Annotated in this window: 23 protein-coding genes and 1 pseudogene; 18 read left to right on the top strand and 6 right to left on the bottom strand. The window is 58.8% G+C overall.

Annotated features, from left to right (window positions below; translation table 11 throughout):
• The first annotated feature begins 46 nt into the window (after positions 1-46).
• From BXA01_RS01995 to BXA01_RS01965, 7 genes are all read left to right on the top strand, one after another.
• Entirely contained in the window at positions 47-931 is an 885-nt protein-coding gene (locus BXA01_RS01995) for an HvfB family MNIO-type RiPP peptide maturase (RefSeq protein WP_076562919.1), read from the top strand.
• The gene (locus BXA01_RS01990) at positions 924-1715 is read left to right on the top strand and encodes an HvfC family RiPP maturation protein (protein WP_076562917.1); all 792 of its coding nucleotides are present in this window, start codon (positions 924-926) and stop codon (positions 1713-1715) included. Before BXA01_RS01995 ends, BXA01_RS01990 begins: the two co-directional genes overlap by 8 nt.
• Before the next feature lie 252 nt (positions 1716-1967).
• Entirely contained in the window at positions 1968-2435 is a 468-nt protein-coding gene (locus BXA01_RS01985) for an HvfA family oxazolone/thioamide-modified RiPP metallophore (protein WP_041480354.1), read from the top strand.
• 204 nt (positions 2436-2639) lie between these two features.
• The gene (locus tag BXA01_RS01980; protein ID WP_016774741.1) at positions 2640-2855 is read left to right on the top strand and encodes a tautomerase family protein; all 216 of its coding nucleotides are present in this window, start codon (positions 2640-2642) and stop codon (positions 2853-2855) included.
• Positions 2852-3508 (top strand): DsbA family oxidoreductase, encoded by a 657-nt coding sequence (locus tag BXA01_RS01975; RefSeq protein WP_076562915.1) that lies wholly within the window; start codon positions 2852-2854, stop codon positions 3506-3508. The genes BXA01_RS01980 and BXA01_RS01975 overlap by 4 nt, the downstream gene beginning before the upstream one ends.
• Positions 3509-3606: 98 nt before the next feature.
• Positions 3607-4635 carry a D-cysteine desulfhydrase family protein gene (locus tag BXA01_RS01970; protein WP_076562913.1) on the top strand — a complete coding sequence of 343 codons (1029 nt, stop codon included), beginning with the start codon at positions 3607-3609 and terminating at the stop codon, positions 4633-4635.
• A gap of 84 nt (positions 4636-4719) precedes the next feature.
• Positions 4720-5349 (top strand): isochorismatase family cysteine hydrolase, encoded by a 630-nt coding sequence (locus BXA01_RS01965; RefSeq protein ID WP_076562911.1) that lies wholly within the window; start codon positions 4720-4722, stop codon positions 5347-5349.
• 82 nt (positions 5350-5431) lie between these two features.
• Here BXA01_RS01965 and BXA01_RS01960 read toward each other — a convergent pair whose 3' ends face one another.
• Positions 5432-6214: an outer membrane protein OmpK gene (locus BXA01_RS01960; RefSeq protein WP_442961910.1), complete on the bottom strand. Its 783-nt coding sequence runs from the start codon at positions 6212-6214 to the stop codon at positions 5432-5434.
• A 705-nt stretch (positions 6215-6919) separates the two neighbouring features.
• On the opposite strand from BXA01_RS01960, the gene BXA01_RS01955 reads away from it, so the two are divergent.
• The 5 genes from BXA01_RS01955 (at position 6920) to BXA01_RS01935 (ending at position 12240) form a co-directional block, all read left to right on the top strand.
• Positions 6920-7942, top strand: a complete 1023-nt coding sequence (locus BXA01_RS01955) for an ABC transporter substrate-binding protein (RefSeq protein WP_083957529.1) — start codon at positions 6920-6922, stop codon at positions 7940-7942.
• A gap of 75 nt (positions 7943-8017) precedes the next feature.
• Entirely contained in the window at positions 8018-9043 is a 1026-nt protein-coding gene (locus BXA01_RS01950; RefSeq protein ID WP_076562908.1) for an aromatic ring-hydroxylating dioxygenase subunit alpha, read from the top strand.
• A 60-nt stretch (positions 9044-9103) separates the two neighbouring features.
• Positions 9104-9946, top strand: coding sequence for an ABC transporter ATP-binding protein (locus BXA01_RS01945; protein WP_024012979.1), 843 nt, complete (start codon positions 9104-9106; stop codon positions 9944-9946).
• 19 nt (positions 9947-9965) lie between these two features.
• Positions 9966-10769, top strand: a complete 804-nt coding sequence (locus tag BXA01_RS01940; RefSeq protein ID WP_076562906.1) for an ABC transporter permease — start codon at positions 9966-9968, stop codon at positions 10767-10769.
• A gap of 40 nt (positions 10770-10809) precedes the next feature.
• Positions 10810-12240 (top strand): amidohydrolase family protein, encoded by a 1431-nt coding sequence (locus tag BXA01_RS01935; protein ID WP_076562904.1) that lies wholly within the window; start codon positions 10810-10812, stop codon positions 12238-12240.
• A 154-nt stretch (positions 12241-12394) separates the two neighbouring features.
• Here the strand turns inward: BXA01_RS01935 and BXA01_RS01930 are convergent, their stop codons facing one another.
• Complete coding sequence (locus BXA01_RS01930) at positions 12395-13276, bottom strand: LysR family transcriptional regulator (RefSeq protein ID WP_076562902.1); 882 nt, start codon at positions 13274-13276, stop codon at positions 12395-12397.
• A gap of 108 nt (positions 13277-13384) precedes the next feature.
• Here BXA01_RS01930 and BXA01_RS01925 point away from each other — a divergent pair, with 108 nt between their 5' ends.
• Positions 13385-14386, top strand: a complete 1002-nt coding sequence (locus BXA01_RS01925; protein WP_076562899.1) for a zinc-dependent alcohol dehydrogenase family protein — start codon at positions 13385-13387, stop codon at positions 14384-14386.
• A 273-nt stretch (positions 14387-14659) separates the two neighbouring features.
• Here the strand turns inward: BXA01_RS01925 and BXA01_RS01920 are convergent, their stop codons facing one another.
• Positions 14660-15496 (bottom strand): MliC family protein, encoded by an 837-nt coding sequence (locus BXA01_RS01920; protein WP_076562897.1) that lies wholly within the window; start codon positions 15494-15496, stop codon positions 14660-14662.
• Between the two features lie 153 nt (positions 15497-15649).
• A pseudogene (locus BXA01_RS27215) lies at positions 15650-15736 on the bottom strand (integrase); the annotation flags it as partial.
• A gap of 165 nt (positions 15737-15901) precedes the next feature.
• Between BXA01_RS27215 and BXA01_RS01910 the strand changes: the two are divergent.
• The 4 genes from BXA01_RS01910 (at position 15902) to BXA01_RS01895 (ending at position 21258) form a co-directional block, all read left to right on the top strand.
• A complete protein-coding gene (locus BXA01_RS01910; protein ID WP_076562894.1) occupies positions 15902-16990 on the top strand; it encodes an NAD(P)/FAD-dependent oxidoreductase in 1089 nt (362 codons plus the stop codon).
• Between the two features lie 270 nt (positions 16991-17260).
• Positions 17261-17779, top strand: coding sequence for a sigma-70 family RNA polymerase sigma factor (locus BXA01_RS01905; protein WP_051600722.1), 519 nt, complete (start codon positions 17261-17263; stop codon positions 17777-17779).
• Positions 17766-18746 (top strand): FecR domain-containing protein, encoded by a 981-nt coding sequence (locus tag BXA01_RS01900; protein ID WP_076562891.1) that lies wholly within the window; start codon positions 17766-17768, stop codon positions 18744-18746. Before BXA01_RS01905 ends, BXA01_RS01900 begins: the two co-directional genes overlap by 14 nt.
• 121 nt (positions 18747-18867) lie before the next feature.
• On the top strand, positions 18868-21258 hold the full coding sequence (locus BXA01_RS01895; RefSeq protein WP_076562889.1) for a TonB-dependent siderophore receptor: 2391 nt from the start codon (positions 18868-18870) through the stop codon (positions 21256-21258).
• A gap of 71 nt (positions 21259-21329) precedes the next feature.
• Here BXA01_RS01895 and BXA01_RS01890 read toward each other — a convergent pair whose 3' ends face one another.
• The gene (locus BXA01_RS01890) at positions 21330-21710 is read right to left on the bottom strand and encodes a hypothetical protein (protein ID WP_076562887.1); all 381 of its coding nucleotides are present in this window, start codon (positions 21708-21710) and stop codon (positions 21330-21332) included.
• Positions 21711-22120: 410 nt separating this feature from the next.
• Between BXA01_RS01890 and BXA01_RS01885 the strand changes: the two genes are divergently transcribed.
• On the top strand, positions 22121-22606 hold the full coding sequence (locus tag BXA01_RS01885) for a DUF6130 family protein (protein WP_076562885.1): 486 nt from the start codon (positions 22121-22123) through the stop codon (positions 22604-22606).
• 59 nt (positions 22607-22665) lie between these two features.
• Here BXA01_RS01885 and BXA01_RS01880 read toward each other — a convergent pair whose 3' ends face one another.
• The gene (locus tag BXA01_RS01880; RefSeq protein WP_076562883.1) at positions 22666-24120 is read right to left on the bottom strand and encodes a TrkH family potassium uptake protein; all 1455 of its coding nucleotides are present in this window, start codon (positions 24118-24120) and stop codon (positions 22666-22668) included.
• Positions 24121-24131 lie beyond the last annotated feature (11 nt).

Raw genomic sequence — 24131 nt, 5'->3', positions numbered from 1 at the left:
TGCTGTGGATCGGGGGTTCCAGACGTCGAATCGGAGTATTGAGCTCATGCAAACGAACACTTCATCACCAACCCATTTAGATCCACAGCTCCCCCTTGAGGCGACCGTCGGGCTCGGGTTGCGCCGTGCGCTGCTCAACACGCTTCGTGACGCTCCAGTCGGTGATTTCGATTTTCTAGAGGTTGCTCCAGAGAACTGGATCGGCATCGGCGGCGCTCATGGTGAGGCCTTGCAGTTGCTGGCTGAACGCTACCCGCTGTCATGCCATGGTCTGTCACTGTCGCTGGGTGGCAGTGCGCCGCTGGACGAATCTTTTCTTGAGCAAATCCGCGGGTTTCTTGATCGCTTCAACGTGCCGTTTTATAGCGAACACCTGAGTTACTGCAGTGACGATGGCCATTTATATGACCTGCTACCGTTGCCATTCACTGAGGAGGCCGTTCATCACGTTGCTGCGCGCATCCGCCGAGCGCAGGACATTCTCGGTCGTCGTCTTGCTGTAGAAAACGTCTCTTACTACGCCGCTGCTCATCAGGACATGGACGAACTTGCTTTTACCAATGCAGTGCTCCGCGAGGCCGATTGCGACCTGTTGCTCGACGTTAACAATGTGTACGTCAACTCAGTGAACCACCGCTTCGATCCAGCGGTTTTCCTCGCAGGCCTGGAACCCGAACGCGTAGTCGCCATGCATGTGGCTGGGCATTACGACGAAGCCGAGGACCTGATCATCGACACCCATGGTGCGTCGGTCAAACCGGTAGTCTGGTCATTGCTGGGACAGGCTTATGACCTTTTCGGCGTAAAGCCAACCCTGCTGGAGCGCGATTTCAACTTTCCGTCCTACGACGAACTGGTGGCTGAGCTGAACACCATCAGGCGCTTGCAACGCGACGCGGGTGCTTTGGCGCGGGTGACTGTCGATGGCTGACTCCCCTTCAAGTTTGCACAGTCAGCAGCTCGCGCTGACCCGGTACCTGCGTGACCCGGACAATTATGCGCCGCCTGCGCAGATGAATCCCGCAAGAGCGCAGGTCTATCTCAACCTGGTGTTGAACAATCTGTTGGGGTTGCTGGGTGGGACGTTTCCGGTGCTGGTTGCCGTGCTGGGTGATGCCGGTTGGCGTGCGCTGGTACGACGTTTTTTGCGTGACTACCGCGCGCAAACGCCACGCTTCGGAGAAATTGCTCGTGAGTTTGTAGACTTCGTAGCGAGCCTGGAGGACTCGCCCGGTTTTGAGCATCCCTGGTACCCGTTCTTGCCTGAATTGGCTCATTACGAGTGGGTGGAAATGGCGCTGCAACAGTTGGACGCTGCGCCGTTAAAAGCCAGTGATGCGGCGCATTTACTCGATCGTCCCCTCAGGCTTTCCCCGCTCGTCTGGCCGCTGGCTTACACCTGGGTCGTACATCGTCTTGGGCCAAGCTACCTGCCTTCTGAACCGCCAGAACAACCGACGTTGCTGCTGATCAGCCGTGTGCCGAGTGGCCAGGTGCAATTTTCCCAGGTCAGCCCTCTCGCGTTCCGTTTGTTGCAGCGGATCGAGCAGTTCCCTGCCATGGATGGTCGAGCGCAGTTGCACGCTTTGGCTGCGGAAGCTGGTGCTTCAGACGTGATCGGCTTCGTTGCTGACGCACTGGTGCTGCTGCGCCAGCTGCATGCGCAAGCTGCCGTCGGCGTAGCCGCGACACCCGCTTTAAAGCTGTTGTCCTGACTGACGCGCAAAGGCTGAGGTCAGTTTTTGTATCTCTATGTACCCAAACGCTAAGTCTTGGGATTGGCTTACAAATGCTCCGTTCGCCGATACATCGCCGATACATGACTCCCGCTAAATAGGCCTACCCGAACAAGGACGCTGTATCGAAGTGGAAGACGCTTGCGCCTTTCGCCTCGAACTTCCTTGAGGGTCTATCCGCCCTGTGGCAAGAACCGCGGCCTCGCCGCGCAAAGTATCTGGAGAAGCACTATGTACCGTAAACCAATGTCGAACAAAACCAGTCTTGGCCTGGCCGCAATTGCTTTAGCCGGTGGCATGAGCCTGGCATCGTCTGCGGCTTTTGCTGTTGAGCCATTGCCCCAAGGCTACCAACTGGCATCGGCAGATAAAACCGGCGAAGGCAAGTGTGGCGAAGGCAAATGCGGGGCCAGCGAAGCCAGCGACAAGTCCGCTACTGCCGAAGGCAAGTGCGGTGAAGGCAAATGTGGCGACGACTCTTTCGCTCGCACAGACACCGACCATGATGGCCTCGTCTCTCTTAAAGAACTGCTGGCTGTAGCACCTCAGGGCGGTGAAGAATTCAAAGCGATGGACACCAACCACGATGGTTTTCTTTCGGAAGGTGAGGTCTACAAGTTCAGAACCAACCAGTACATTTCCAACGGCAAGAAAGTACCCACCGAGCTATTTACCCGCATGAGCAAAGCGCAGAACTGATTCCTCCCGCCGTAGCACTCGCCCTCCCCGCGCCTGCAGCCAGGGAGGGCGATTTACCTTCTGCAAAGCCCTCAGTTGTATTGATTACATCGCGTTATAAGTGATGTTCTCCGCCCCTGATTTATCCCCTGAACGCAACACTCTAAAGTCCATCCCACTGCTCCCCTCATCATGTCGATGGGGCGCCTACTGGAGACTTATCCCATGCCTTTCATCAGCGTTCGTATTACTCGCGACGGCGTCACCAAAGAACAGAAATCTCAAGTCATCGCCGAGATCACCAAAACCATGCAAACCGTCCTCAACAAGGACCCGCACCTCACCCATATCGTTATTGAAGAGGTCGATACCGACAACTGGGGCTATGCCGGAATTACCACCACCGAGTACCGCCAACAACTGACGGAGTCGAAGAAATGACTGTCCCCGTCAGTATCGACTTTGTGTCGGATGTGGTGTGCCCCTGGTGCGCACTCGGCGCCACAGCGCTGGAACAAGCCATCGCCAATGTTGCCGGCGAGGTTGCCGTGGAACTGACCTTCAAGCCCTTCGAACTGAACCCGGACATGCCGGCCGAGGGCGAGCACGCCATCAAGCACATGATGCGCAAATACGGGCGCAGCGCCGAAGAAGTCGCCTCGCGCAATGAAATGATCGTCGCGCGCGGCAAAGCCATCGGTTTTCAGTTCGACCTGGACAAGCGCAGCCATTTCTACAACACCTTCGATGCCCATCGCCTTCTGCTCTGGGCCGTGCAGAAAGGCCGCCAGGTCGCGCTGAAGAAAATCCTGATCGAGGCTTATTTCACCAATGGCGAGAACCCCAGCGACCACGAAACACTGGTGCGCCTGGCCGGTGAAGCGGGACTTTCAACCTCCCGCGCCCGAGAGATTTTGACTAGCGAGGCGTTCGCTCTCGAGGTCCGTGAACTTGAGAGTTTTTACCTTGAGCGCGGGATCAACTCGGTCCCGGCCATGGTGCTGAATGGTCGTCAATTGGTGTCCGGATCGCTATCCGTCAAGGAATACGAGCAAATCCTCAGGCAAGTGGCACGAGAGTCCGCCCCGGCCTGACAAAGCGACTTAACTGCAATACCAGTTATTAACCATTTGGCCGGGGCCTTAGTGCAGTGACCACCCCACTTCCTTTCATCAACGTCAAGTGAACCGTAATGCCTCACGACTTGAATCAACTGGAAACTGCGCTAGCTGCTTACCCCCGAGTGGCGCTGCTGGAAGGCCCGACACCGATTCAGAAGCTGTCCCGCCTGAGCCGGGCCGCCGAACTGCATGGCTGCAATCTGTACGTCAAACGCGATGACCTGATGGGCCTCGGCGGCGGTGGTAACAAACTGCGCAAACTTGAATTCCTGCTTGGCGAAGCGTTGGCCGAAGGCGCGGACACACTGGTTACCTGGGGTGGTTTTCAATCCAATCACGCCCGGTTGACCGCCGCCGTCGCGGCCCGCCACGGCTTGGCCTGCGAGCTAATCCTGACCCCGTCTGCGGTGCGCAGCGATGATGATTTTTGTCATAACGGCAACGTATTGCTCGATGGCCTGTTTGGCGCAAAGGTTCATCGACTGCCGCGGGGTCTGACGCCGGACAGCTACGCTGGCGAATTGCTCAGCGCGCTCAGAAGCCAAGGCAAAAAACCCTTCCTCATACCATTGGGCGGCTCCAGCCCCAGGGGCAGTCTGGGCTACGCCGCTTGTGCGGGAGAGATTCTCCGCCAGGCGGACGCGCTCGGCGTTCACTTCGAGCGGATCATCATCCCCAACGGCAGCGCCGGAACCCATGCAGGACTGCAAGCGGGTCTGGCACTCGCTCGATCATCAACCGAAGTTATCGGCTATTCGGTATTGGCAACTGAGGAGCAGGCCACGGCGGCGACCCTGAGCAAAACTCGGGAAACCTTGCAGCTCCTGGACCCGTCCGCATCCCTTGTGGAAAGCGCAATCACTGTGGATGGCAGTCAACGTGGCGACGCCTATGGCGCCCCCACCGAATCGATGTTGGAAGCGGTTCGGCTGCTGGCCTCCGTTGAGGGCTTGCTGACGGATCCGGTCTACGGTGGCAAGGCCTTCGCCGGGTTGCTCGCTGCCGTGCGCCAAGGCGACTACCCGGCAGGAAGCAATCTGCTGTTTGTGATGACCGGCGGCTTGCCTGGCCTCTTTGCCTACCGCAGCGCCTTCAACTGACTTGAGCTTTTTCGTCGTCATAAAAAACTGATGCCCGGGCGAGCCCACGGCATCGGTCACTCAACTTGCGTGGAGTACAGCGTCATGTCGAACGCCCCTTATCCGCTGAACCGCACCGCTTACCTGCTGGTCGATCCGTACAACGATTTTCTCTCGGAAAACGGCAAGGTCTTCCCCTTGATCAAGCCGATTGCCGAACAGGTCGGGCTGCTCGACAACCTGCGAGCCCTCGATGGCGCCGTACGAGCGCAGAACATTCCGGTGGTCATCGTGCCGCACCACCGCTGGGAACATGGCGACTATGAAGGCTGGGACCATCCAACACCGACCCAGTGCAAAATCATGCACATGCACCACTTCGCACGCGGTGAATGGGGCGGCGAATGGCATCCCGATTTCGCACCGAAGGACGGCGACATTGTCGTGCAGGAACATTGGGGCTCCAGCGGCTTTGCCAATACCGACCTTGATTTTCGTTTGAAGCAGAAAGGCATCACCCACGTCATCATCGTCGGCCTGCTCGCCAACACCTGCATCGAAGCGACCGCCCGCTACGCCTCGGAATTGGGCTACCACGTCACGCTGGTGCGCGATGCGACCGCCGCTTTCCGTGCGGAAATGATGCACGCCGCCCACGAGTTGAACGGGCCGACTTTCGCTCATTCAATCGTGACTACCCAAGAACTGATTGAGGCGCTGGCAGCGCAGGAGTAGCGGCAGATGGACCTCACCGATTTCGCCAGTTTGCCGAGGTGGTGCGTCAAGGCCGCTTTCTGCAATGGGCGATCGGCCCCCGTCAAAAATGCACCTTGAGCAAGAGACTCAACGCGTTCTGGTCGGTAGGAAATCCGCTCGTGTCTTCAATCCCGTATTTATTCGACCAGTAATCCCACTCAAGTCCCGCATAAAAACGTTTTTGCTGTTGCCCCAGCGCCTTGCCCACGTCGTATTTGACTTGTGGGTTGAAGTGAAAGCTCCTGGCCACATAGTTGGAGGTGCCTTTGTTGCCGACGTCGTTGACGTACCACTCCAGATAGCCGTCGAAAAGAATGTCGGAGCGACCCACCGGGAGGGTCATGGACCAGGTCGGGTTGATCTGCCATTGACCTGACGCCTTACCGGTGATGCCGTCGGGTTTGCGGTAGTAGGTATTCAGGGAAAAGCGATCGAAGCCTGGAAGCACGAGGTCGACAGCGGGACCCAGCAGGTATTTGCGATTGCGGTTTTCACCGCGCTCGTAGGTGGCAGCGATGAGGACGTCCTTGACGATGCCATAGCTCAGGGAGCGGTCAGTGATTTTGCCCAGCGACAGCCGTGGGGAGAATTCACCGTAGTAGGAATGGCCGTCGGCACCCGAGAGTCCGCTGGACCATTTGTTGTCGACGAACATGAAGATGTCGCCCCACGTCCAACCGCTGGCGTGCTCGAAGCTCAGCGTTTGCTGAGTATCGTCGCCAGTGCCGTCGACTTTGAAATGCTCGCCGTAGAGGTAGCTCAAGCTGTTGTCGTTCCACAACAGAGGGCCAGCTTCGGCGCCGGCGCTGACCAGAGCTAACAGCGGCGCCAGGCTGCGACGCAGCTGTGAAGGTGCAAGTAATGGAATACGCGATGCTTTCATGGGCTGCCCTTGTCAGGTGATTAGCGGATATCACCGGCAAGGCATGCCCGAGCTGCGATCAGACAACTGCTCTGGCCCTCAAATTAACGAGGGGCGACCCTTGCCGGGTGCGCGGCGTAATGCCGCCAGAGCAATGCCCTGCACCTCGGGTTCTGTTGAGAGCCCTCTGTGCTGACCGCTTCTACTCGATTCCGGACTAAGCAGGGGTTGTGCCAACTGAGCGAATACAATCTTCAACCCTCATTCAGCACAATCGATGCGTAAAACTGAATACTTTGCAGCCATCGGTTGCGCACCAGATTGAGGCGCGCCCACTTGAATTCGCACCGTTGCGAATCGCCTGCCCACCTCCTGCTGATTGCCTCGCCCGCCGGATCCCGTGAGGGCGGGCCTGCGACGGCTTGGCACACTTTTGGCTATTACTACCTTCGAGTAGAAGCGGTCAGTGCCAGCAATGGCACCGGGCATTGCTCTTGCGCCCTCCCATGTGGGCGTACGTCCGATTGGATGCTTGAACGCGGCGCCAGCGCCCCGGGCAAGAGAGAGGTGTCAGCCGTGTAACTACGCATATACGCCCTCTCTCCTCCCCTTGTTCTCTCCAATCGGTCCCTCGCTGGCGTGCCGATTGGTGCGCGGCGGTTTTCGAATCGTTGTGGAGAACACATCATGAAAATTCGCTTTGTCTTGGGTCAACCGCTTCGCTCGCTACTGGCCATGGCGCTTGTGCCCGCCGCCCTGATCGCGTCTCCACTGGCTTTGGCCAATGACAAGGTGGTGCTGCTTACTTCCTGGTATGCCCAAGCTGAACAGGGTGGTTTCTACCAGGCCCTGGCGGATGGACTGTATGAAAAAGAAGGCCTGGACGTGACCATCCGCATGGGTGGGCCGCAGGTCAATGGCATGCAGCTGCTGCTCAACAAGCAGGCCGATTTCATCGTCAACTACGACTTGCAGATTCTCAAAAGTGTGGAGCAAGGCCTGCCGGTGGTGGCCGTGGCCGCACCCTTTCAAGGTGATCCTCAGGGTCTGCTGACCCATGCCGATGTGAGCGGCCTGGATGCTTTGCAGAACAAACAGGTGCTGGTGTCCACCTCAGGCCAGCAAACGTGGTGGCCGTGGCTTAAGGAAAAATACCAGCTCAAGGACAGCCAGGCCCGCCCCTACACCTTCAACCTGCAACCCTTCCTCGCGAACGCCAACACCACGCAGCAGGCCTATGCCAGCTCCGAGTTGTTCCAGGCGTTGAAGGCCGGGGAGAAAGCCAACTTCTTCCTGTTTGCCGACGCCGGTTACCCGCCCTACGGTTCGACCCTGGCCACTCGCCAGGACGTGATCGATCAGCATCCTGAGCGAGTCCAGCGCTTTGTTCGCGCCTCGATGGAGGGCTGGAAGCGCTACCTCGACAACCCGAGCGCCAACCACCTGATCAAGGCCGACAACCCGAACATGAGCGATGAATTGCTCGCCTGGGGCTTGTCGACGCTCAAGCAATATCGCCTGGTCACCGGCGGTGATGCCGCCACCCAAGGCATCGGCGTGATGAGCGATGCGCGCTGGCAGGCCACGCGCAATTTCATGGTCGAAGCCGGCCTGCTCGGTGCCGATGCGCCTTGGCAGAAGGCCTACACCACGCGCTTCGTCGAGGATTTGAAGGTACTGCCTGGCGCCGAACAGTCCGCCAGCCGCTGAGCCTGATTGCAAGACTGCTGAACCCAGAGCCCGAGCCCAAGAGCCGGCTGAACGAATACCGTGAGGACACTTGTTATGTTGGTCACCAAACAACCTGTATTGCGCCGTTTCTGGTACGCCCTGCTGCCCATGACCTCGCTGGATGCCGGCCCGCAGCCCTTCACTTTACTCGGTGAGGCGCTGGTGCTGTGGAAGCGCCCCGACGGCACCCCGGTGGCCATGCGCGACCGTTGCTGCCACCGCACCGCCAGGCTCTCGAAAGGTTTTGTCAGCGAGGACGGGAACATCGCCTGCGGCTATCACGGCTGGGAATACGACTGCACCGGCACCTGCGTGAAGATCCCGCAAAACCCCGCTGGCATGATTCCGCCGGGCGCCTCGGTCCAGGCCTTTCACTGCCAGGAAAAATACGGCTACGCCTGGGTTGCCCTCGACGATCCTCTGCAACCAATCCCTGAGTTTCCCGAGGATGGCGCCCCGGGCTACCGGCGCATCTTCCAGTTTTATGAAGAGTGGAAAACCAGCCCGCTGCGGGTCATGGAAAACTCCTTTGACAACTCGCATTTTTCCTTCGTCCACAAAGCCAATTTCGGCCTTTTCGACCAGCCCGCGCCGGCCGGCTACGAGTTTCGCGAAACCGACTACGGCTTCGAGGCGGAGACCCGGGTGCCGATCCGCAATCCTGAGGAAAGCTATCGCATCACCGGCACTCGCGAGCCGATCACCCAGCGCCACCTGATCAACCGCTACTACCTGCCCTTCTCCCGGCGCTTTGGCTGCATGTACCCGGACAGCGGCATCCACCACATCATCTACAACTGCGCGACGCCCATGGAAGACGGGCGCCTGATGCTGGTCCAGTGGTTGTATCGCAATGACAGCGAAGAGCAATGCTCGACCCAGGAACTGATCGACTGGGACGCAGCGATCACCGCCGAAGACCGCGACATCCTCGAAGCCACCGATTACGACGCCTGTGTCGATACTCGCCGGCGAGTGGAACTGCACATGCCGTCGGACAAGCCTGGCCTGGTGATTCGCCGGCAACTGCTGGGCCTGCTCGAAGCCCACGGTGAAAGTGAAGTGTTCCTCAGCCATTGAAGTCAGCGCCCCGGTGTGCCGGGGCTTTACCGGACGCTCATGACCCAAGGGGAGAGCGCTATGTTGATGCAAACCATAACTGGGGCCAACGCCCTGCCACAGGCGTTGCCACGGGGCGACAGCGTCGGCGTGCAAACACCGCTGTTCGCCAATCAGGTGGAAAAAACCTACAGCAACGGTACGCAGGCCTTGAGCCGGGTGAAGCTGGCCATTCAGCGCGGCGAGTTCGTTTCATTGCTCGGCCCTTCGGGCTGCGGCAAGAGCACCCTGCTGAAAATGTTCGCCGGCCTCGAAAAGCCCTCCGCCGGCCACGTGCGCTGGTGGGGCAAAGACAGCCCGGCCAGCCCGACCCAAGGGCAAAGCCTGGCGATGGTGTTCCAGGAGGCGACCCTGATGCCTTGGGCGAAGGTCAGCGACAACGTGCGCCTGCCGCTGGACCTGGCCAATGTGCCCAAAGCCCAGAGCCAACCAAAGGTCGACGCCGCCCTTGCACTTGTCGGCTTGGACCGCTTCAGCCAGGTGTACCCGCGGGAACTGTCCGGCGGCATGCAAATGCGCGCGTCCATCGCCCGGGCCTTGGCCACCGAGCCTAATCTGCTGCTGATGGACGAGCCCTTCGGCGCCCTGGATGAGTTCACCCGCAACAAGCTCGACAGCGACCTGCGTCAGCTGTGGGCTAGCCGCGACCTGACCGTGGTGTTCGTCACCCACAGCATTTTCGAGGCCGTCTACCTGTCATCGCGGGTGGTGGTGATGGGTGCGCGCCCGGGCCGAGTAATCGCCGACATCGAAATCGACGGCCCGTTGGAACGAGACGAGGCCTACCGCACCTCCCCGGCCTTTATCGCGCAGTGCGCACGCCTGTCCCGGCTGCTGGCCGAGGCGAATGGCGATTCTTGCTGACTTTATTGAGAGCCCGCTCATGAACCCGTCCTTTACTCCCTGGTTACGTCACCCCACGGTGTTGCGCATCGTCTCGCCGCTGCTGCTCGGCACGGTATTGCTGGGTCTGTGGCAACTGGCATGTGTGGCCTGGAAGGTGCCGGTGTATCTGGTGCCCTCCCCGGTCGATATCGGCCGTACGCTGATCAGCGATGGCCCGATGCTGTTCGGTGCATTGTGGATGACCTTGAAGATCACCTTTTTCTCGTTTGCCCTGGCGGTGCTTATCGGCACCCTGGCGGCCTTTGTGTTTGTGCAGAGCCGCGTGCTGGAAGCCAGCCTGTTTCCCTACGCCATCCTGTTGCAGGTGACGCCGGTGGTGGCCGTGGCACCGCTGATCATCATCTGGTGCAGCAACACCACGCTGGCGTTGATTATTTGCGCGACCCTGGTGGCGATTTTCCCGATCATCGCCAACACCGTACTCGGCTTGCGCAGCGTCAACCCCGGCCTGCTCAATCTGTTCCGCCTGAACCGCGCCAGCCGCTGGCAGGTGCTGTTGCGCCTGCGCATTCCCAGCGCCCTGCCGTGTTTTTTTGCCGGGCTGCGCATTGCCAGCGGGCTGGCGTTGATCGGCGCGGTGGTGGCGGAGTTCGTTGCCGGCACCGGGGGCACCGGTGCAGGGCTGGCGTATCAGATCCTCCAGGCCGGCTTTCAACTGAATATTCCAAGGCTGTTCGCTGCCCTGCTGCTGATCGCCTTGACCGGTGTCGCGTTATTCAGCCTGATGGCCGTGCTGGCCCGGTTGAGCCTGCGCAACTGGCACGAAAGCGAACTCGGCTGAACCTTTGAATCCGCCGCAGGCGCGGCGTATGGAGCCTCACATGAAGATTCAAAATAGCTGGCTGGTACGTAACGCCAGCGCCATCCTCACCGGCTTGTCCGGTGCAGCGGCGCGCCACGCCGGGCCTGATATCCGTATCGTCGACGGCCGCATCAGCGCCATCGGCGCCCTGCAACCCCAGCCCGGCGAGCGAGTGCTGGATGCCACCGATTGCGTGGTCTACCCGGCGTGGGTCAATACCCACCATCACCTGTTTCAGTCGCTGCTCAAAGGCATTCCCGCAGGTATCGACCAGAGTCTGGGAGCCTGGCTGGGTGCCGTGCCCTATCGCTATCGCGGCGCGTTTGACGAGCAAAGCTTTCGCCTCGCCGCGCGCATTGGCCTGGTCGAATTGGCACGATCCGGCTGCGCCACCGTCGCAGACCATCATTACCTGTACTTGCCGGGCATGGACTTTGACAGTGCCGAAGTGCTGTTCGAGGAAGCCGAACGGCTGGGGCTGCGGTTTGTCCTCTGCCGTGGCGGCGCCACGCAAGCACGGCAAGCCGAAGGCAAGTCCGTGGCTGGGCCAGAGACCCTGGAGCAATATCTGGACGACGTCGAGCGTCTGGTGCGGCGCTACCACGACCCGGCCGCCGATGCCTGGCGGCAGGTGGTGATGGCGCCCACCAGCCCGCCCTACTCCATGCCTGCCGAACACCTGCGCGAAACCGCCCGGGTCGCACGGCGACTGGGCATTCGCCTGCACAGCCATCTGAGCGAAACCGTCGAATATCAAAATGAGGTGCAGCAACGCCACGGCATGTCGCCAGTGGCGTTCTGTGCCGAGCACGAGTGGCTCGGCCCGGACGTGTGGTTCGCGCATTTGGTGAAACTCGACGCCGAGGAAATCCGCATGCTCGGGGCCAGCGGTACGGGCATTGCCCATTGCCCGCAAAGCAATGGCCGCCTGGGCAGTGGCATTGCCGATGTGGTGGCCGTGGAGGCTGCGGGAATGCCGGTGTCGATTGGCGTGGATGGCGCCGCCTCCAACGAGGCCTGCGACATGATCAGCGAAACCCACGCCGCCTGGCTGATGCAACGGGCCAGACTTGGCGAACGGGCCCGCCCGCGTTATGCCGGCGGTGACGAGGAAGGCGGTGCCAGCGCGGCCACCGTGGAAGACGTGGTGCGCTGGGGTACGTCTGGCGGGGCTCGGGTGCTGGGGCTGGACGCCGTGGGCAGCGTGCAAGTGGGCATGGCGGCCGACCTGGCGATCTACCGCCTGGACCAGCCGCGATACTTCGGCCTGCATGACCCGGCGATCGGGCCGGTGGTGGGCGGAGGACGCCCGACCTTGCGCGCCTTGCTGGTCGGTGGCCGGTTGACCGTACACGACGACCAGTTGCCTGACTTCGACCTGGCCGAACTCGGCGCCCAGGCCCGAGACGCGGTGCGGCGGTTGCAGCAGGCCGCAGGCGTACGCTCATGAGCTGATCTCCGCGGCACGTGCTGCCGTGCCAATACTCGGCCGCATCAAATGTCTGGTAGATGGAAAAATACGCCAGTAATCGACTTGGGACTGTCATCAGACAGTTTCAGGGTCCCGGAGAAGAAAGCAGCGGACGGCGTATCACAAGGCGCTGCTACAACAATTGCTCGCGTAGAAAATCGACGAACGCCATCGTCCGCGCTGAACGTCGTCGCTCGCGGCTGAGTACGGCGCTGACAGGCAGCGCGCTGGTCTGATAGTTGTCGAGTACGGTACTCACCCTGCCCTGCTCGACGTCAGCTGTGAACAGCCATTGCGGTGAGAGAGAAATACCCAGGCCGGAGAGCACCATTTCGCGGATGGCCTCGCTGCTGTTGCTGGTGACGTTGCCCTGGATACCTACATCGAACGCTTGGCCGAGGTGCGTAAAGTGCCAACGGTCGTAATGCTCCAGCAACGTGAAGCCGATGCAGTTGTGTCCTGACAGTTCGCTGGGCTCACGTGGCACGCCGTGTAGATCCAGATAACCGGGCGCCGCATAGACACGCCGTGGGCTATTGCCCAGTGGCAGTGCCACCAATCCCTCGCTCTTCACTACGCCAATGCGGATCGCCAGATCGATGTTTTCCTTGAGCAGGTCTTCATTGTGGTCACTCAGCCGCAGGTCAATCCGCACATCAGGATGGCGTTGCAGGAAAATCCCTATGAGCGGTGCGATGCATAACCTTCCATAACTGACCGGGGCGGCGACTCGTAAAGGGCCGGCAATCTGCTCCTGGCCACTGGTGAAGCTTCGCGTGGCAGTTTCGACGTGGCCAAGAATTTCCTGGCAGTGGTCGTAGAAGCGTTGACCTTGGTCGGTCAGGGCCAAATGCCGAGTGCTGCGTGCGAACAATGGGCCACCCAGATACTGCTCCAGCGCGCGCACTTGTTTACTTACCGCCGGCTGCCCAATGTTCAGTTCACGGGCGACCGCCGAGAAAGACCCGCGCTCCACGACGCGGACAAAGACATGCATGCTGTCGAACAGATCCATCGACGATTGGTTCTCTTTGGGGAATAAGTCATATGCAAATTGGGTTTCTTATCGGAATGATTAAAGCGCGGCAATCTGTAAGCGTCCATCCCAACACAGGTTCCCGTCATGAAACATTCCATGCTTGCCGCCATCGCCGAGTCCGCTCAATCCCCGCTGGCCATCCGTCACATCGACCGCCCTGTTCCCGGTAAGGGGCAAGTACTGGTCAAGGTTCACGCCGCAGGGGTCAATCCGCTCGATACCAAAATTGCCGCCGGCGCAGGGGCTCACGCCCGCCAAACGCTGCCGGCCGTGCTCGGCCTTGATCTTGCCGGTACGGTGGTCGAAGTGGGCGAAGCGGTCGAGGGGTTCACCCCGGGCCAGGAAGTCTTCGGCATGCCCGGCGGGATCGGCGGTGCCCAAGGCACCATGGCCGAGTACATTGCCGTGGATGCCCGCCTGATCGCGGTCAAGCCACACACCCTCAGCATGCGTGAGGCGGCTGCATTGCCTTTGGTATTCATCACCGCGTGGGAAGGTCTGGTCGATCACGCCAATGTCCGCTCTGGTCAGCGTGTCCTGATTCATGGGGGCGCGGGTGGGGTCGGCCAAGTGGCTGTGCAACTGGCCAAGGCACGCGGTGCCGATGTCTACACCACCGGCTCGGCGGGCAGTCTCGACTTCATACGCTCGCTGGGGGCTACAGCGATCGACTATCAGGCACAGAGCGTTGTGGATTATGTCGAGCACTACACCGCCGGCGAAGGGTTCGACATTGTCTACGACACCGTCGGCGGCAGCACGCTGGATGCATCATTCCAAGCCGTGAAAGCCTATACCGGGCACGTGCTGAGCTGCCTGGGTTGGGGCCAGCACAGCCTGGCACCGTTATCTTTCAAAAGTGCCACCTACTCGGGCGTCTTCACCCTGGCGCCACTGCTCACCGGCAAAGGACGCGACCATCACGGCGCTATCCTGCGCGAGGCCGCTGCGCTGGCCAATGCGGGTCAACTGACGATCCGCGTGGATCAACAGCACTTTGCACTGCAAGAGGTCAACGAGGCATTTCGCCAACTCGCCGAAGGCCGCGGCAAGGGCAAGACGGTGATCGAGTTTGTGAGTGCATAGCCTCTTGTAATCCTTTCAGAACGCAAACGGCCAAAGGCGTCTGCCTTTGGCCGTTAGTTGCCACACAGCAATAACCGCTTTCGGCCAAGAGCTGCCGCCCCGATGGTCTTTTCCCGCCCAAAACGCTGTCGCCAGTTGCTGCCGAACGTATGGCACACCTACTGGCATGGGCCGCACACCATATGGATGGCAACCCGATCCCTGTAGGCGGCTCTTTCTATGAGAGCTGGCCTCTCACCCATTTGTAATTACCTGGCCTGAACAAACCGCTGCTCAAGGTTTTCTTTTGCATTGCTCTTCGCGCGCACCATATCCCCAAGTGATAATGGCTTCGGCCTTATGTTCCCAAAGCGATTCATTACGCCCGACGTACTTGATGCCCATGCCACTGAGTTGCTGGTACATCAGCGATACGCTGTCGCCACGCTCGGCTATTAATGTCGGCGGATCAGTTTCGAAGAACCTGACAGTTACCTCGTTTGCAGGGTTGCCGTCGCATTCGTAAAAGACAGGTCCAGTGCCAGAGATCAGTCGGTACCGCGCTTGCAACTCAGCGATGCGGTTATGGTATTCCATGCGCAGGCATGCAACGACGTCATCACTCTTCCAGCAATCGTCCCGCCCCTTGATCCACCCCCGCTGCTCTGCTTTGAGCATTGGAGGATGCTCGTTGCCGGCCTTGATACTCGCACTGGCATACACTGCCGAGAGTTTGCGATCGAGGGCAGATAATTCCTTGTCTTCACATATCAATGCTTCGACACCGCCAGGCTCCGCCTTTGAGCAATCGTAAGATGGACCAGGTGACGAACTGATAGCCGACGATGTTCCCGTGCGCGCCCCGGTCGACTGTATCGCACTGATTTGCTGATCAATGTAATTGCACCACTGTTCGGAGCTTCGCTCAGGGACATCTGACCCATCTTGAACCCCCAACTTTATCTCGATCACTGACTTCCATTCGTCAGAACCTAAATCCGGTCCGTGCCCTTGCATATCAGCCGTATGCAGAACCCTATCAACCGATTGATACCACGTGTTTGAGCATTGAGATTGCGCCTTGGCAATGCCTGTGAGGCCAATCAGTAGCAAAACCAAATATTTGCGCATGTGCGGTTTCCCTGGATTTACGCAGTCGCCAACCACCCATCTTAGCCGGTCTCATCCGCTAGCGATCGGTGAGTCAATAGTGATTGCAGCACCTGATGAGCCACATCAATCGGCCATAAGTAGATGGAAGGAGATTGATTGCCTCAAGGCTCAGATATCCCTGACTTGAAGCGGAGCTTTCTGGCCAACGAGCTTCCCCTTATTCCATGGCTGATGTCGATATTTAGCGATTGTGTACATGGTGGTGCCCTCCACGTGGGTGAAGGACCGGGGTGGATCAGTCGCGCGGCACCGTCGTCGGATTCGGCCAGAAGCAGACACTTGAAAAGCTCAACGATCAGGTTCTCATGTCATGAAATCATCCGGCTGCCGTACCATCGGCACATCGACAAAACGGAGGTTGATATGGGAAATGGTCAGGGCAAAAGGGTCGTTGTCGTTGGTGCAGGCATCGTTGGCGCGTCATTGGCGTATCACTTGGCAGGTAAAGGCGCGAATGTCACTTTGGTAGAAGCTGAAGATATAGCTTCGGGAGTGACTGGCAGCTCATTCGCCTGGCTCAATGCCTCACACCCCGAACCAGACCCAATCGCGCAACTGCGCGGTTCTGCCATCAAGGAGTACCGCCGACTCCAAACGCAGCTGCCAGGTCTGGAGATAAGATGGACAGGCGCCTTGTCTTACAGTGCGATGGCGATTGAGGCGCTGCCAGTCTCAGGTCACCAGGCTTCGGCAAATCTGGTGTCTGGATCGCAGATTCTCGACTTGGAACCAAATCTCAAGAACCCTCCCCAGTCTGCTCTGTATGCGGCTGAAGAAGGAGCGCTGGACGCAGTGGCAGCTACGCATGCGTTGATCGCAGGTGCGCAGGCATATGGGGCGAAGATTCTCACTCGGACGCGAGTGCTCGGTTTTGTAACCCAGAGTGCAACGGTGACTGGAGTCGAAACAACGATAGGCAGCCTCGATGCCGATATTGTCGTACTGGCAGCCGGGACAGGCATCACGAAACTGACAGACATGCTTGGAGTGTCCCTGCCAATAGAGGCCTCGCCTGCCATTTTCATCCGTTACAAGTCACAACCCAACCTCGTACACACCCTCATATCCAGCCCTGAAATGGAAGTGCGGCAAAGTTCGGATGGTGCGTTGCTCGCGGCGGAAGATTATCTGAACGATGCCGTGGAAAATCAGCCGGCAGCGATAGCGCTTCGCACGGCCAAGACAATCCAGAACGAACTCCATGGTGTCGTTTCCATAGAACCGGAACGGGCTTGTGTCGGCCTCAGGCCCATGCCTGCCGATGGCATCCCCATCATCGGTTATCTCCCCAAAGGAGGTGGCGTCTACGTTTGTGCAATGCACCCTGGAATTACTTTGGCGGCGATAGTGGGACGTCTGGCCAGCGAGGAGATCATCGATGACAAGGTATCCAGTGCCCTTTGCCCATGCCGGCCTGATCGATTTTTGCAAGCGGAGGGAAGCCTCTTGTGAGGCAGAAATCGGCCAAGAGCAGACATTCGAACCTAAGGTAATGCGATGAAGAGAAAAACTAGTATGACAGCACCTCTGACCAGTAACGCAGCAACCCAGCCTCGGCCTATTACCGGGATCGGCGCGTCAGCCTGAACTGTGGCCAATTGTCCAAGAAACCCGGGGCGTCATTTCGCCCGAAACAGACACTACGCGCGACGTATTTGCCTGATGGCCCAACGCCTGAGTAGAATGCGATTCATTATCAATCATGTATGTCCCGGGATGCCGATGCGTAGCGACGAAACACTAGGTACTGCAGATCCAGGGCTGCTCTATCGCACCCACTTCTCGTGGTTACAGGGCTGGCTGATTCGGCGCATCGGCTGTCGCGACAACGCCGCAGATTTGGCGCAGGACACTTTCGTCCGTGTGCTCAAACACCGTCATCAGTCCGGCGCCCTGCGCGAACCACGTGCTTATTTGAGCAGCATTGCCCGAGGGTTGATGATTGATCAGTATCGTCGTCGCGAACTCGAACGCGCCTACCTGGAAAGCATCACGTTGCTGCCTCAACACGAGGTTCCCTCGGAAGAAAGCCGGTTGATGATTCTTGATGCGCTCGAGCGCATAGACCGTCTGCTCGACTCGCTTAAACCAAGAGTACGCCAGGCGTTTTTATTTGCCCGACTCGACGGTCTGACCTGCGCGCAAATCGCCGAAAAGCTCGGTGTTTCCCGCGCGACGGTGGAACGCGACCTGGCCACTGCCCTGCAACACTGCTATCGCTTGCGTTATGTCGAGGCCTGAGCCCGAGGCGCTGGATCCGGCCATTGTCGACCAGGCAATCCAATGGCTGGTGCGCCTTCGCTTCAATCAAGCCGATGAACAGACACAGCGCACGTTTGAGCACTGGCTGCAGCAGCGCCCGGAGCATGTGTTGGCGTGGCAGCGTGTGGAAACGCTGGGAGATGAATTCGAAGGCGTGCCAGCTCAGCTGGCTCGACAAACCCTTAAGGGCGCCCAACATGGAATGCGCCGGCGGGAAAGCCTGAAGCTACTGGGCGTATTGGCGACGGTCGGCACGGCAGCCTGGCTCGGCCGCGACTACACCCCCCTGCCCTCCATGCTTGCACAGCAGCGCAGCAGCACCGGCGAGCAACGACGTTTCGAACTCGATGATGGCAGCCTTATCCAGCTCAATAGCGATAGCGCCGTCGACAGCGATTTCGACGCCCAGCGGCGCCTGATCATCCTGCGCCGTGGTGAAATCATCGTGAATGTCGGTGCGGATCAACACTCACCGCAAGCGCGACCGTTGTGGGTGCAATCACGCGACGGGATCATGCGAGCCCACAGCTCGCGCTTTCTGGTCCGCGAGCGTGACGACGGCACTCTGGTCGCGGCCCAGGAAGGATCAGTCACGGTGTTCCCCGGCTCCAGTCAAACGCCTGCGAGCCGCAACGTCCTGGCAGGAAACCAACTGCTGTTCACCCCAAGCGGCACCCGAACGTTCAGGGACAACGGTCTTGATCCATGGGGTTGGGGTGACGGAGTGATCAGTGCGAACCATATGCGCCTTGATGACTTTATCGCGGAGTTGTCGCGTTATCGCCCAGGAGTCTTGCGCTGCGCCGAAGAGGTCGCTGATCGTCGCGTTTCCGGCACCTTCCAGCTCGCCGACAACGATCGGGTCCTGGCATTGATCGCGCAGTCACTGCGCCTTCACATTGATTACCGAACCCGCTATTGGGTCACCGTAACCCCTGCCACCTGACTCCACCCGAATATTTTTTCGCTACCTGAAAAATAATGAGGTGGTTTCTCATTCTCGTTCGACCTCTAAGGAAGGCCGGAATACAGGCCAGTCTGCCGATGTCCTTTCTTGGAGCGAGAAAATGAGTTCGTCCCCGGTTTCACAGCGCCATCCATTAAGTCGTGCCATGCACGGTGCGATCTTGGGTTTGATCGTGAGCAGCTACGCATTGCCATCGCTGGCGCAAACCTCGGGCGCTGATCACAGCAATCAAGTCAAACAGTGGAATATCGCCCCCGGGCCACTGGCGCCAGCGCTTGACCGTTTTGCGCGCGAAGCTGGCATCAGTCTTTCCTTCGACGCGTCGAGTGTGGCGAACCGCACCACGGCTGGCGTGAATGGCTCGCTCGAAACGTCGGCAGCGCTGTCATCCTTGCTGCAGGGCAGCGAATTGCAGGTCGAACAGCAAGGCCCGAATGCTTACCTGCTGACCCCTCAAGCAAAAACCGCCGGCCCGCTGGAACTCGACGCAACGGCCGTCGAGGACTACCGCCTCGCCCCGCTCATCATCAATGCCAAGGTTCGGATCAGTGCCGACGACGACGCCAACTCGGTGGTGGCCAAGGAGCTATGGGTGGGCGGCAAGGTCGCCACCAGCATTCTCAATACACCGGCATCGGTGTCGGTGGTGACCAACAAGGAAATGCAGCAACGCAGCGTCAGCACCACGGAAGAAGCGCTGCAATACACGCCGGGCGTTGTCAGTGACTTCTATGGTACGGATGATCGCAACGACTATTTCCAGATCCGCGGCTTCCAGGCCACCACCTACCGTGACGGCTTGACCCTCAGCTCAATGCGCGGCGTACGCGAAGACCCATTCGCCTATGAGCGCATCGAGATTCTGCGTGGCGCCAACTCCACCCTGTTTGGCCCTGCGGACCCGGGCGGTTCGGTAAATTTCGTGACCAAACAGCCGCGCTTCGAAAAGTTTGGCCAAGGCTATGTGACCTACGGTTCGTTTGACCATGTCGAGACCGGCATCGATGTCGGCGATGCGCTGAACGACGAAAAAACCCTGGCCGGCCGCTTTACTGCCAAAGGCCAGAACAGTGATCGCGAGTACGATCATTCGCAGGACGACAACCAGTTGTTTATGGGTGGCCTCACCTGGGCACCGACGGATTACACGTCGGCCACGATGATTCTGGACTACCTGAAAACCGAGAGTTCGCCCAACAGCGGCGGCTATCCACTGGATCGGGAATACGACCGCAGCAAGTTTTATGGCGAGCCCAGCTACAACTTCCACGATGTCGAGCGCACCAGCCTCAGCGGTAACGTCACCCATGATTTCGACAACGGTTTCGTGCTGCGCAGCAATCTGCGTTACAGCAAGTTGACCGATGATTTCGGCTACGTGTACCTCAGCGACAGCGCCGCACGTGTCGGTACCACCGTCGATCGATACCTGTTTGGCACCGACACCGAAGCTGACCAGTTCAACGGCAATCTGATGCTGCAATACGATGCCCGCTTCGAGAACATCGACAGCAGTAGCCTGGTGGGTGTGGAGTATCTCGATTCGACCACCAAGGAAAGCTCGGTCTACGCCCTGACGACACCAATCGATATTGCCAACCCTGTGTTTACTGGCGTTCCACGCTCAATCGCGCCGTATGCCGTCAACAAGCGAGACGCGACCACCAAGGCCGTCTTCCTTCAGCAGAACCTGTCGTTCTACGAGCGTTTCATCGTCACCGGAGGCGTGCGCAACGACTCGATGGACCTGACCAGCAAAGGCTTGCAATCCACTGAGAAAGACACCTTCTCCGAAACCTCCTACCGAGGTGCGTTGACCTATATCGTCAACGATGAGGTGTCCACCTACGTGAGCATGGTCGAATCCGTCTCCCCGCCGCAGGTTGGCGTAACACCGCAGACAGGCAGGCAGTACGAAGTGGGCGTGAAGTATGCGCCGATGGGAATGGATGCACTGTTCTCCGCCGCCGTGTATGACCTGACCCAGGAAAACGTCACCATCGCCGTGGTGCTGCCGAGCGGCATCATCGAGCAGCAGACAGTGGGCGAATCGCGGGCGCGTGGCCTCGACCTGGAGGCCAAGGCGCAGGTAACGCAGAACCTCAGCCTGATCGGTGGCTATTCCTATATGGAGTCCGAGGTACTGCGCGGTTCGTTGTATGACGGCAGTTCCCTGAAGGGCAACGAATTCGCCACGGCACCCAAGCACTCCGCTTCGCTGTGGAGTTACTACGACGTACCCGCCACCGATGTCAGCGTGGGCCTGGGTGCGCGCTACGTCGGCGCTTATTACTTCGATGCAGCCAACTCCGGCAAAAGCGATGGCACCACGCTGTTCGACGCCGCCTTCAACTACAAGATCGCCAAAGGCACCGACCTGGCGGTGAATGTCAGCAACCTGCTGGACGAGCAGCACGTGGTCGGCTCCGGCACCGCGAACTTCTACAACCCGGGCCGCGAGATTACCGCCAAGCTGAGCTACAACTGGTAAGCAGGCGGGTCAGCGTTTTCCCCACACAGAAAACGGTGCCCGCGTTACCGCGGGCACCTTCGACTTGGTTGTTAGCCGCCGACCTCACGCAAAATTCTCTCAAGCTCAGGACGGGTCCACCTCTCCCAAGGGAATACCTCCCGGTCATCGCCGCTGTGCCAATACTCGCCCGCATCAAATGCCTGATAGATCGAAAATGCCGGCTCGGGCATCTCTGCGTCCAAGGACAGATCGACGATATCGCTGATGACAATATTCATCACCTCATCACAGTAGTGAAAATCGCGGCCGCCGGTGATAAACAGTCTTGCCACTGAGATCGCCAACTGATTGAGAAGATCGCGGCTGTCGATCTGCAGGTGCTCACACATAACATTTAATTCGGTGTTAGGGGCTTTCTCAATCATCCCCAGTACGTAACCAAGCTCGGCATCACTAAGACCTGTGGCCATATGATCAAAGTACTCGTGAGTTCGGTTTTGCGATGGATTCAGGACAAGCCTGTTAGAAAGCATTTTGGCAGATTTGCTGTTTAGCGACAGCTATGGTTCGAAAGCAGCTTCTGATTGGGTGGTCCCGTTTTCCCCCGGGGCTTATTCGGCAGAGGTCGACTTGGACTGTCATCAGATAAAGGTGACAAAGCGGGTATCGAGACCCGCGCTCACTGGCGCTAGCGAATTGAGATAGTACACAAACACAAGGGTGGCCGCTTTTGGGTATTTGGCGATCCGTGACACGAAGATCGGTCAGAAGCGGCCAGCCAGTATCGATGAAATACGTTGGATGATTCCAGTTTCAAATGAGCAGCGGGCAATACCCAGGTTGATCTACGCTTGAATGAAATCACGCGGAGAACCCGATCATGTCCCTCGCACCCGGAAATCTATTGGCCCTGGCTTTGGGTGTCTGCTTTTGCACATCCGTGCTCGGACAAGGGGCAGCAGACAGCGATTCTCCACCGGCGATACTGCCATTGGCATCCGAGAGTGCGCCGAGACTCATTGCCTACCCGCCGCTTGCCGAGCCGCTCGCCCGTGGAGTGGTCATCATCCAGTTTCGAACAGAGCACGCCAGGATCATGCCGGTATTTGGCAAAGTGGCTGCTGAGGTATCACCACGCTTAGGTCACCTTCACGTGACCGTCGATGACTGGAAAGGTACGTGGGCGCACACCAGTGAAGACCCGATTATCCTGGTCGGGCTAACGCCCGGTGCTCACAAGGTTCTCTTGGAAGTGGCCGACCCGACGCACCAGATCATCACCAGTACGACAGTGAGTTTTACAGTACCGGAGAAGAAACCGATGGACGCTCCCCGTACTGACGATGACCACGCGGTAAAGCCATGACTGCCCTGCTATTCACCGAAACAGGCAACAATCGGCGTCTCTGCCAACGATTGCCTGGCTCAATATCTCCAGAAAACCGGGGTCACTAGCACCAACACCGTCAGGATTTCCAACCGGCCCAGAAGCATGCCGACAGTCAGTAGCCATTTGGCCGCATCCGGCAGTGACGAGAAATTACCTGCCGGCCCGATGATTGTGCCCAGGCCGGGGCCGACGTTACACACCGCCGTAGCGGCACCGCTCAGGGCGGTAATCCAATCAAGCCCGATCAGAGCCAGGCCCAAAGCGATGGCGGCAATCGTGATGGTGAAAAAAAACGAGAAGGTCAGCAGCGAGCGGACGATTTCCTCGTCGATAGGATGACCGTTGTACTTTTTCTGAATCACGGCTCGGGGATGGATCAACTGCTTCAAGCTGCTGACCAGAAGCGCGGCAGCCACCTGAAAACGGAAGATTTTCAGCCCGCCGGCCGTTGAGCCGGAACAGCCACCGACGAAGGTCAGATAGAAAAACAGCAAAACAGCAAAGCTGCCCCACAAGGTGTAGTCGCCAACCGCAATTCCAGTGGTCGTGACAACCGAGGTCACATTGACCGCCACGATACGAAACGCGTCCCACCATCCGTAGTCGCTGTGCAAATACAGCCAGGTACCTACAGCCAGTGACGTGACGAGCAAGAATCCAATAAACCCGCGTACCTGGTGATCCCTGATCAGCGCACGCCGATTGCCCCGACATGTCGCGACATACAAGGTAAATGGCAGGCTGCCCAAGATCATGATGACTACCGCCACCCAGTGAATTGCTGGCTGCTCCCAGTGCCCGAGGGAGGAGTCCGACGTCGAGAACCCGCCGGTAGAGATCAACGACATTGCGTGGTTGATCGCTTCGAATGGGGTCATTCCTGCGATCCAGAGCGCCAAAGTGCCGACACCCGTCAGGCCCAGATAGAGCAAAAGAATGTACTTGGCTGCGACATGGGAACGTGGTGTCACTTTCTCCGACCAGTCCGAGGACTCTGTCTGGAAAAGACGCATGCCGCCGACTCGCAAGAGCGGAAGAATCGCGACAGCCATGCCGATAAAACCGATGCCGCCTAGCCAGTGCAGCATGGAACGCCAGATCAACAAGCCGGGAGAGGCGCTATCCAGACCGGTGAGTACCGTCGAGCCAGTGGTTGTGATGCCCGACATCGTTTCAAAGAACGCATCGGTGTAGCTGATATCGCTGATGAAAACCATGGGTAACGCTGCGAAGGCGCACACAACAACCCAGCTCGCGGTAGTCAGCAGGTACATGTCCCTGGGCCGAAGATTGCCAGTCTCCGGACGCCCTCGCACGATCAACAGCAGACCACAGATGAAGGTAATCAGACTCGACCAGAGAAAGGCCGACAGATCGTCGCTGCGCTCATGGACCACCAGCGTGAACATGGGTATAGCCATGCTTACCGCCAGGGTGATCAGAAAAATACCCAAGATGAAGCCGATAAGCCGAATTGCTGCGAGGGACATCACGATAGCGT

This window comes from Pseudomonas sp. B10 (assembly GCF_900156235.1).
Classification (GTDB): Bacteria; Pseudomonadota; Gammaproteobacteria; order Pseudomonadales; family Pseudomonadaceae; genus Aquipseudomonas; species Aquipseudomonas siliginis.
This window is presented reverse-complemented; position numbering and strand designations above follow the sequence as displayed.

Coding starts and splice junctions, on each gene's coding strand:
- BXA01_RS01940 (WP_076562906.1), top strand. CDS start 9,966: ATGAACCCGTCCTTTACTCCCTGGTTACGTCACCCCACGGTGTTGCGC.
- BXA01_RS01895 (WP_076562889.1), top strand. CDS start 18,868: ATGAGTTCGTCCCCGGTTTCACAGCGCCATCCATTAAGTCGTGCCATG.
- BXA01_RS01955 (WP_083957529.1), top strand. CDS start 6,920: ATGAAAATTCGCTTTGTCTTGGGTCAACCGCTTCGCTCGCTACTGGCC.
- BXA01_RS01980 (WP_016774741.1), top strand. CDS start 2,640: ATGCCTTTCATCAGCGTTCGTATTACTCGCGACGGCGTCACCAAAGAA.
- BXA01_RS01965 (WP_076562911.1), top strand. CDS start 4,720: ATGTCGAACGCCCCTTATCCGCTGAACCGCACCGCTTACCTGCTGGTC.
- BXA01_RS01925 (WP_076562899.1), top strand. CDS start 13,385: ATGAAACATTCCATGCTTGCCGCCATCGCCGAGTCCGCTCAATCCCCG.
- BXA01_RS01920 (WP_076562897.1), bottom strand. CDS start 15,496: ATGCGCAAATATTTGGTTTTGCTACTGATTGGCCTCACAGGCATTGCC.
- BXA01_RS01945 (WP_024012979.1), top strand. CDS start 9,104: ATGTTGATGCAAACCATAACTGGGGCCAACGCCCTGCCACAGGCGTTG.
- BXA01_RS01950 (WP_076562908.1), top strand. CDS start 8,018: ATGTTGGTCACCAAACAACCTGTATTGCGCCGTTTCTGGTACGCCCTG.
- BXA01_RS01905 (WP_051600722.1), top strand. CDS start 17,261: ATGCGTAGCGACGAAACACTAGGTACTGCAGATCCAGGGCTGCTCTAT.
- BXA01_RS01970 (WP_076562913.1), top strand. CDS start 3,607: ATGCCTCACGACTTGAATCAACTGGAAACTGCGCTAGCTGCTTACCCC.
- BXA01_RS01995 (WP_076562919.1), top strand. CDS start 47: ATGCAAACGAACACTTCATCACCAACCCATTTAGATCCACAGCTCCCC.
- BXA01_RS01885 (WP_076562885.1), top strand. CDS start 22,121: ATGTCCCTCGCACCCGGAAATCTATTGGCCCTGGCTTTGGGTGTCTGC.
- BXA01_RS01880 (WP_076562883.1), bottom strand. CDS start 24,120: ATGTCCCTCGCAGCAATTCGGCTTATCGGCTTCATCTTGGGTATTTTT.
- BXA01_RS01930 (WP_076562902.1), bottom strand. CDS start 13,276: ATGGATCTGTTCGACAGCATGCATGTCTTTGTCCGCGTCGTGGAGCGC.
- BXA01_RS01975 (WP_076562915.1), top strand. CDS start 2,852: ATGACTGTCCCCGTCAGTATCGACTTTGTGTCGGATGTGGTGTGCCCC.
- BXA01_RS01985 (WP_041480354.1), top strand. CDS start 1,968: ATGTACCGTAAACCAATGTCGAACAAAACCAGTCTTGGCCTGGCCGCA.
- BXA01_RS01935 (WP_076562904.1), top strand. CDS start 10,810: ATGAAGATTCAAAATAGCTGGCTGGTACGTAACGCCAGCGCCATCCTC.
- BXA01_RS01990 (WP_076562917.1), top strand. CDS start 924: ATGGCTGACTCCCCTTCAAGTTTGCACAGTCAGCAGCTCGCGCTGACC.
- BXA01_RS01910 (WP_076562894.1), top strand. CDS start 15,902: ATGGGAAATGGTCAGGGCAAAAGGGTCGTTGTCGTTGGTGCAGGCATC.
- BXA01_RS01890 (WP_076562887.1), bottom strand. CDS start 21,710: ATGGCCACAGGTCTTAGTGATGCCGAGCTTGGTTACGTACTGGGGATG.
- BXA01_RS01900 (WP_076562891.1), top strand. CDS start 17,766: ATGTCGAGGCCTGAGCCCGAGGCGCTGGATCCGGCCATTGTCGACCAG.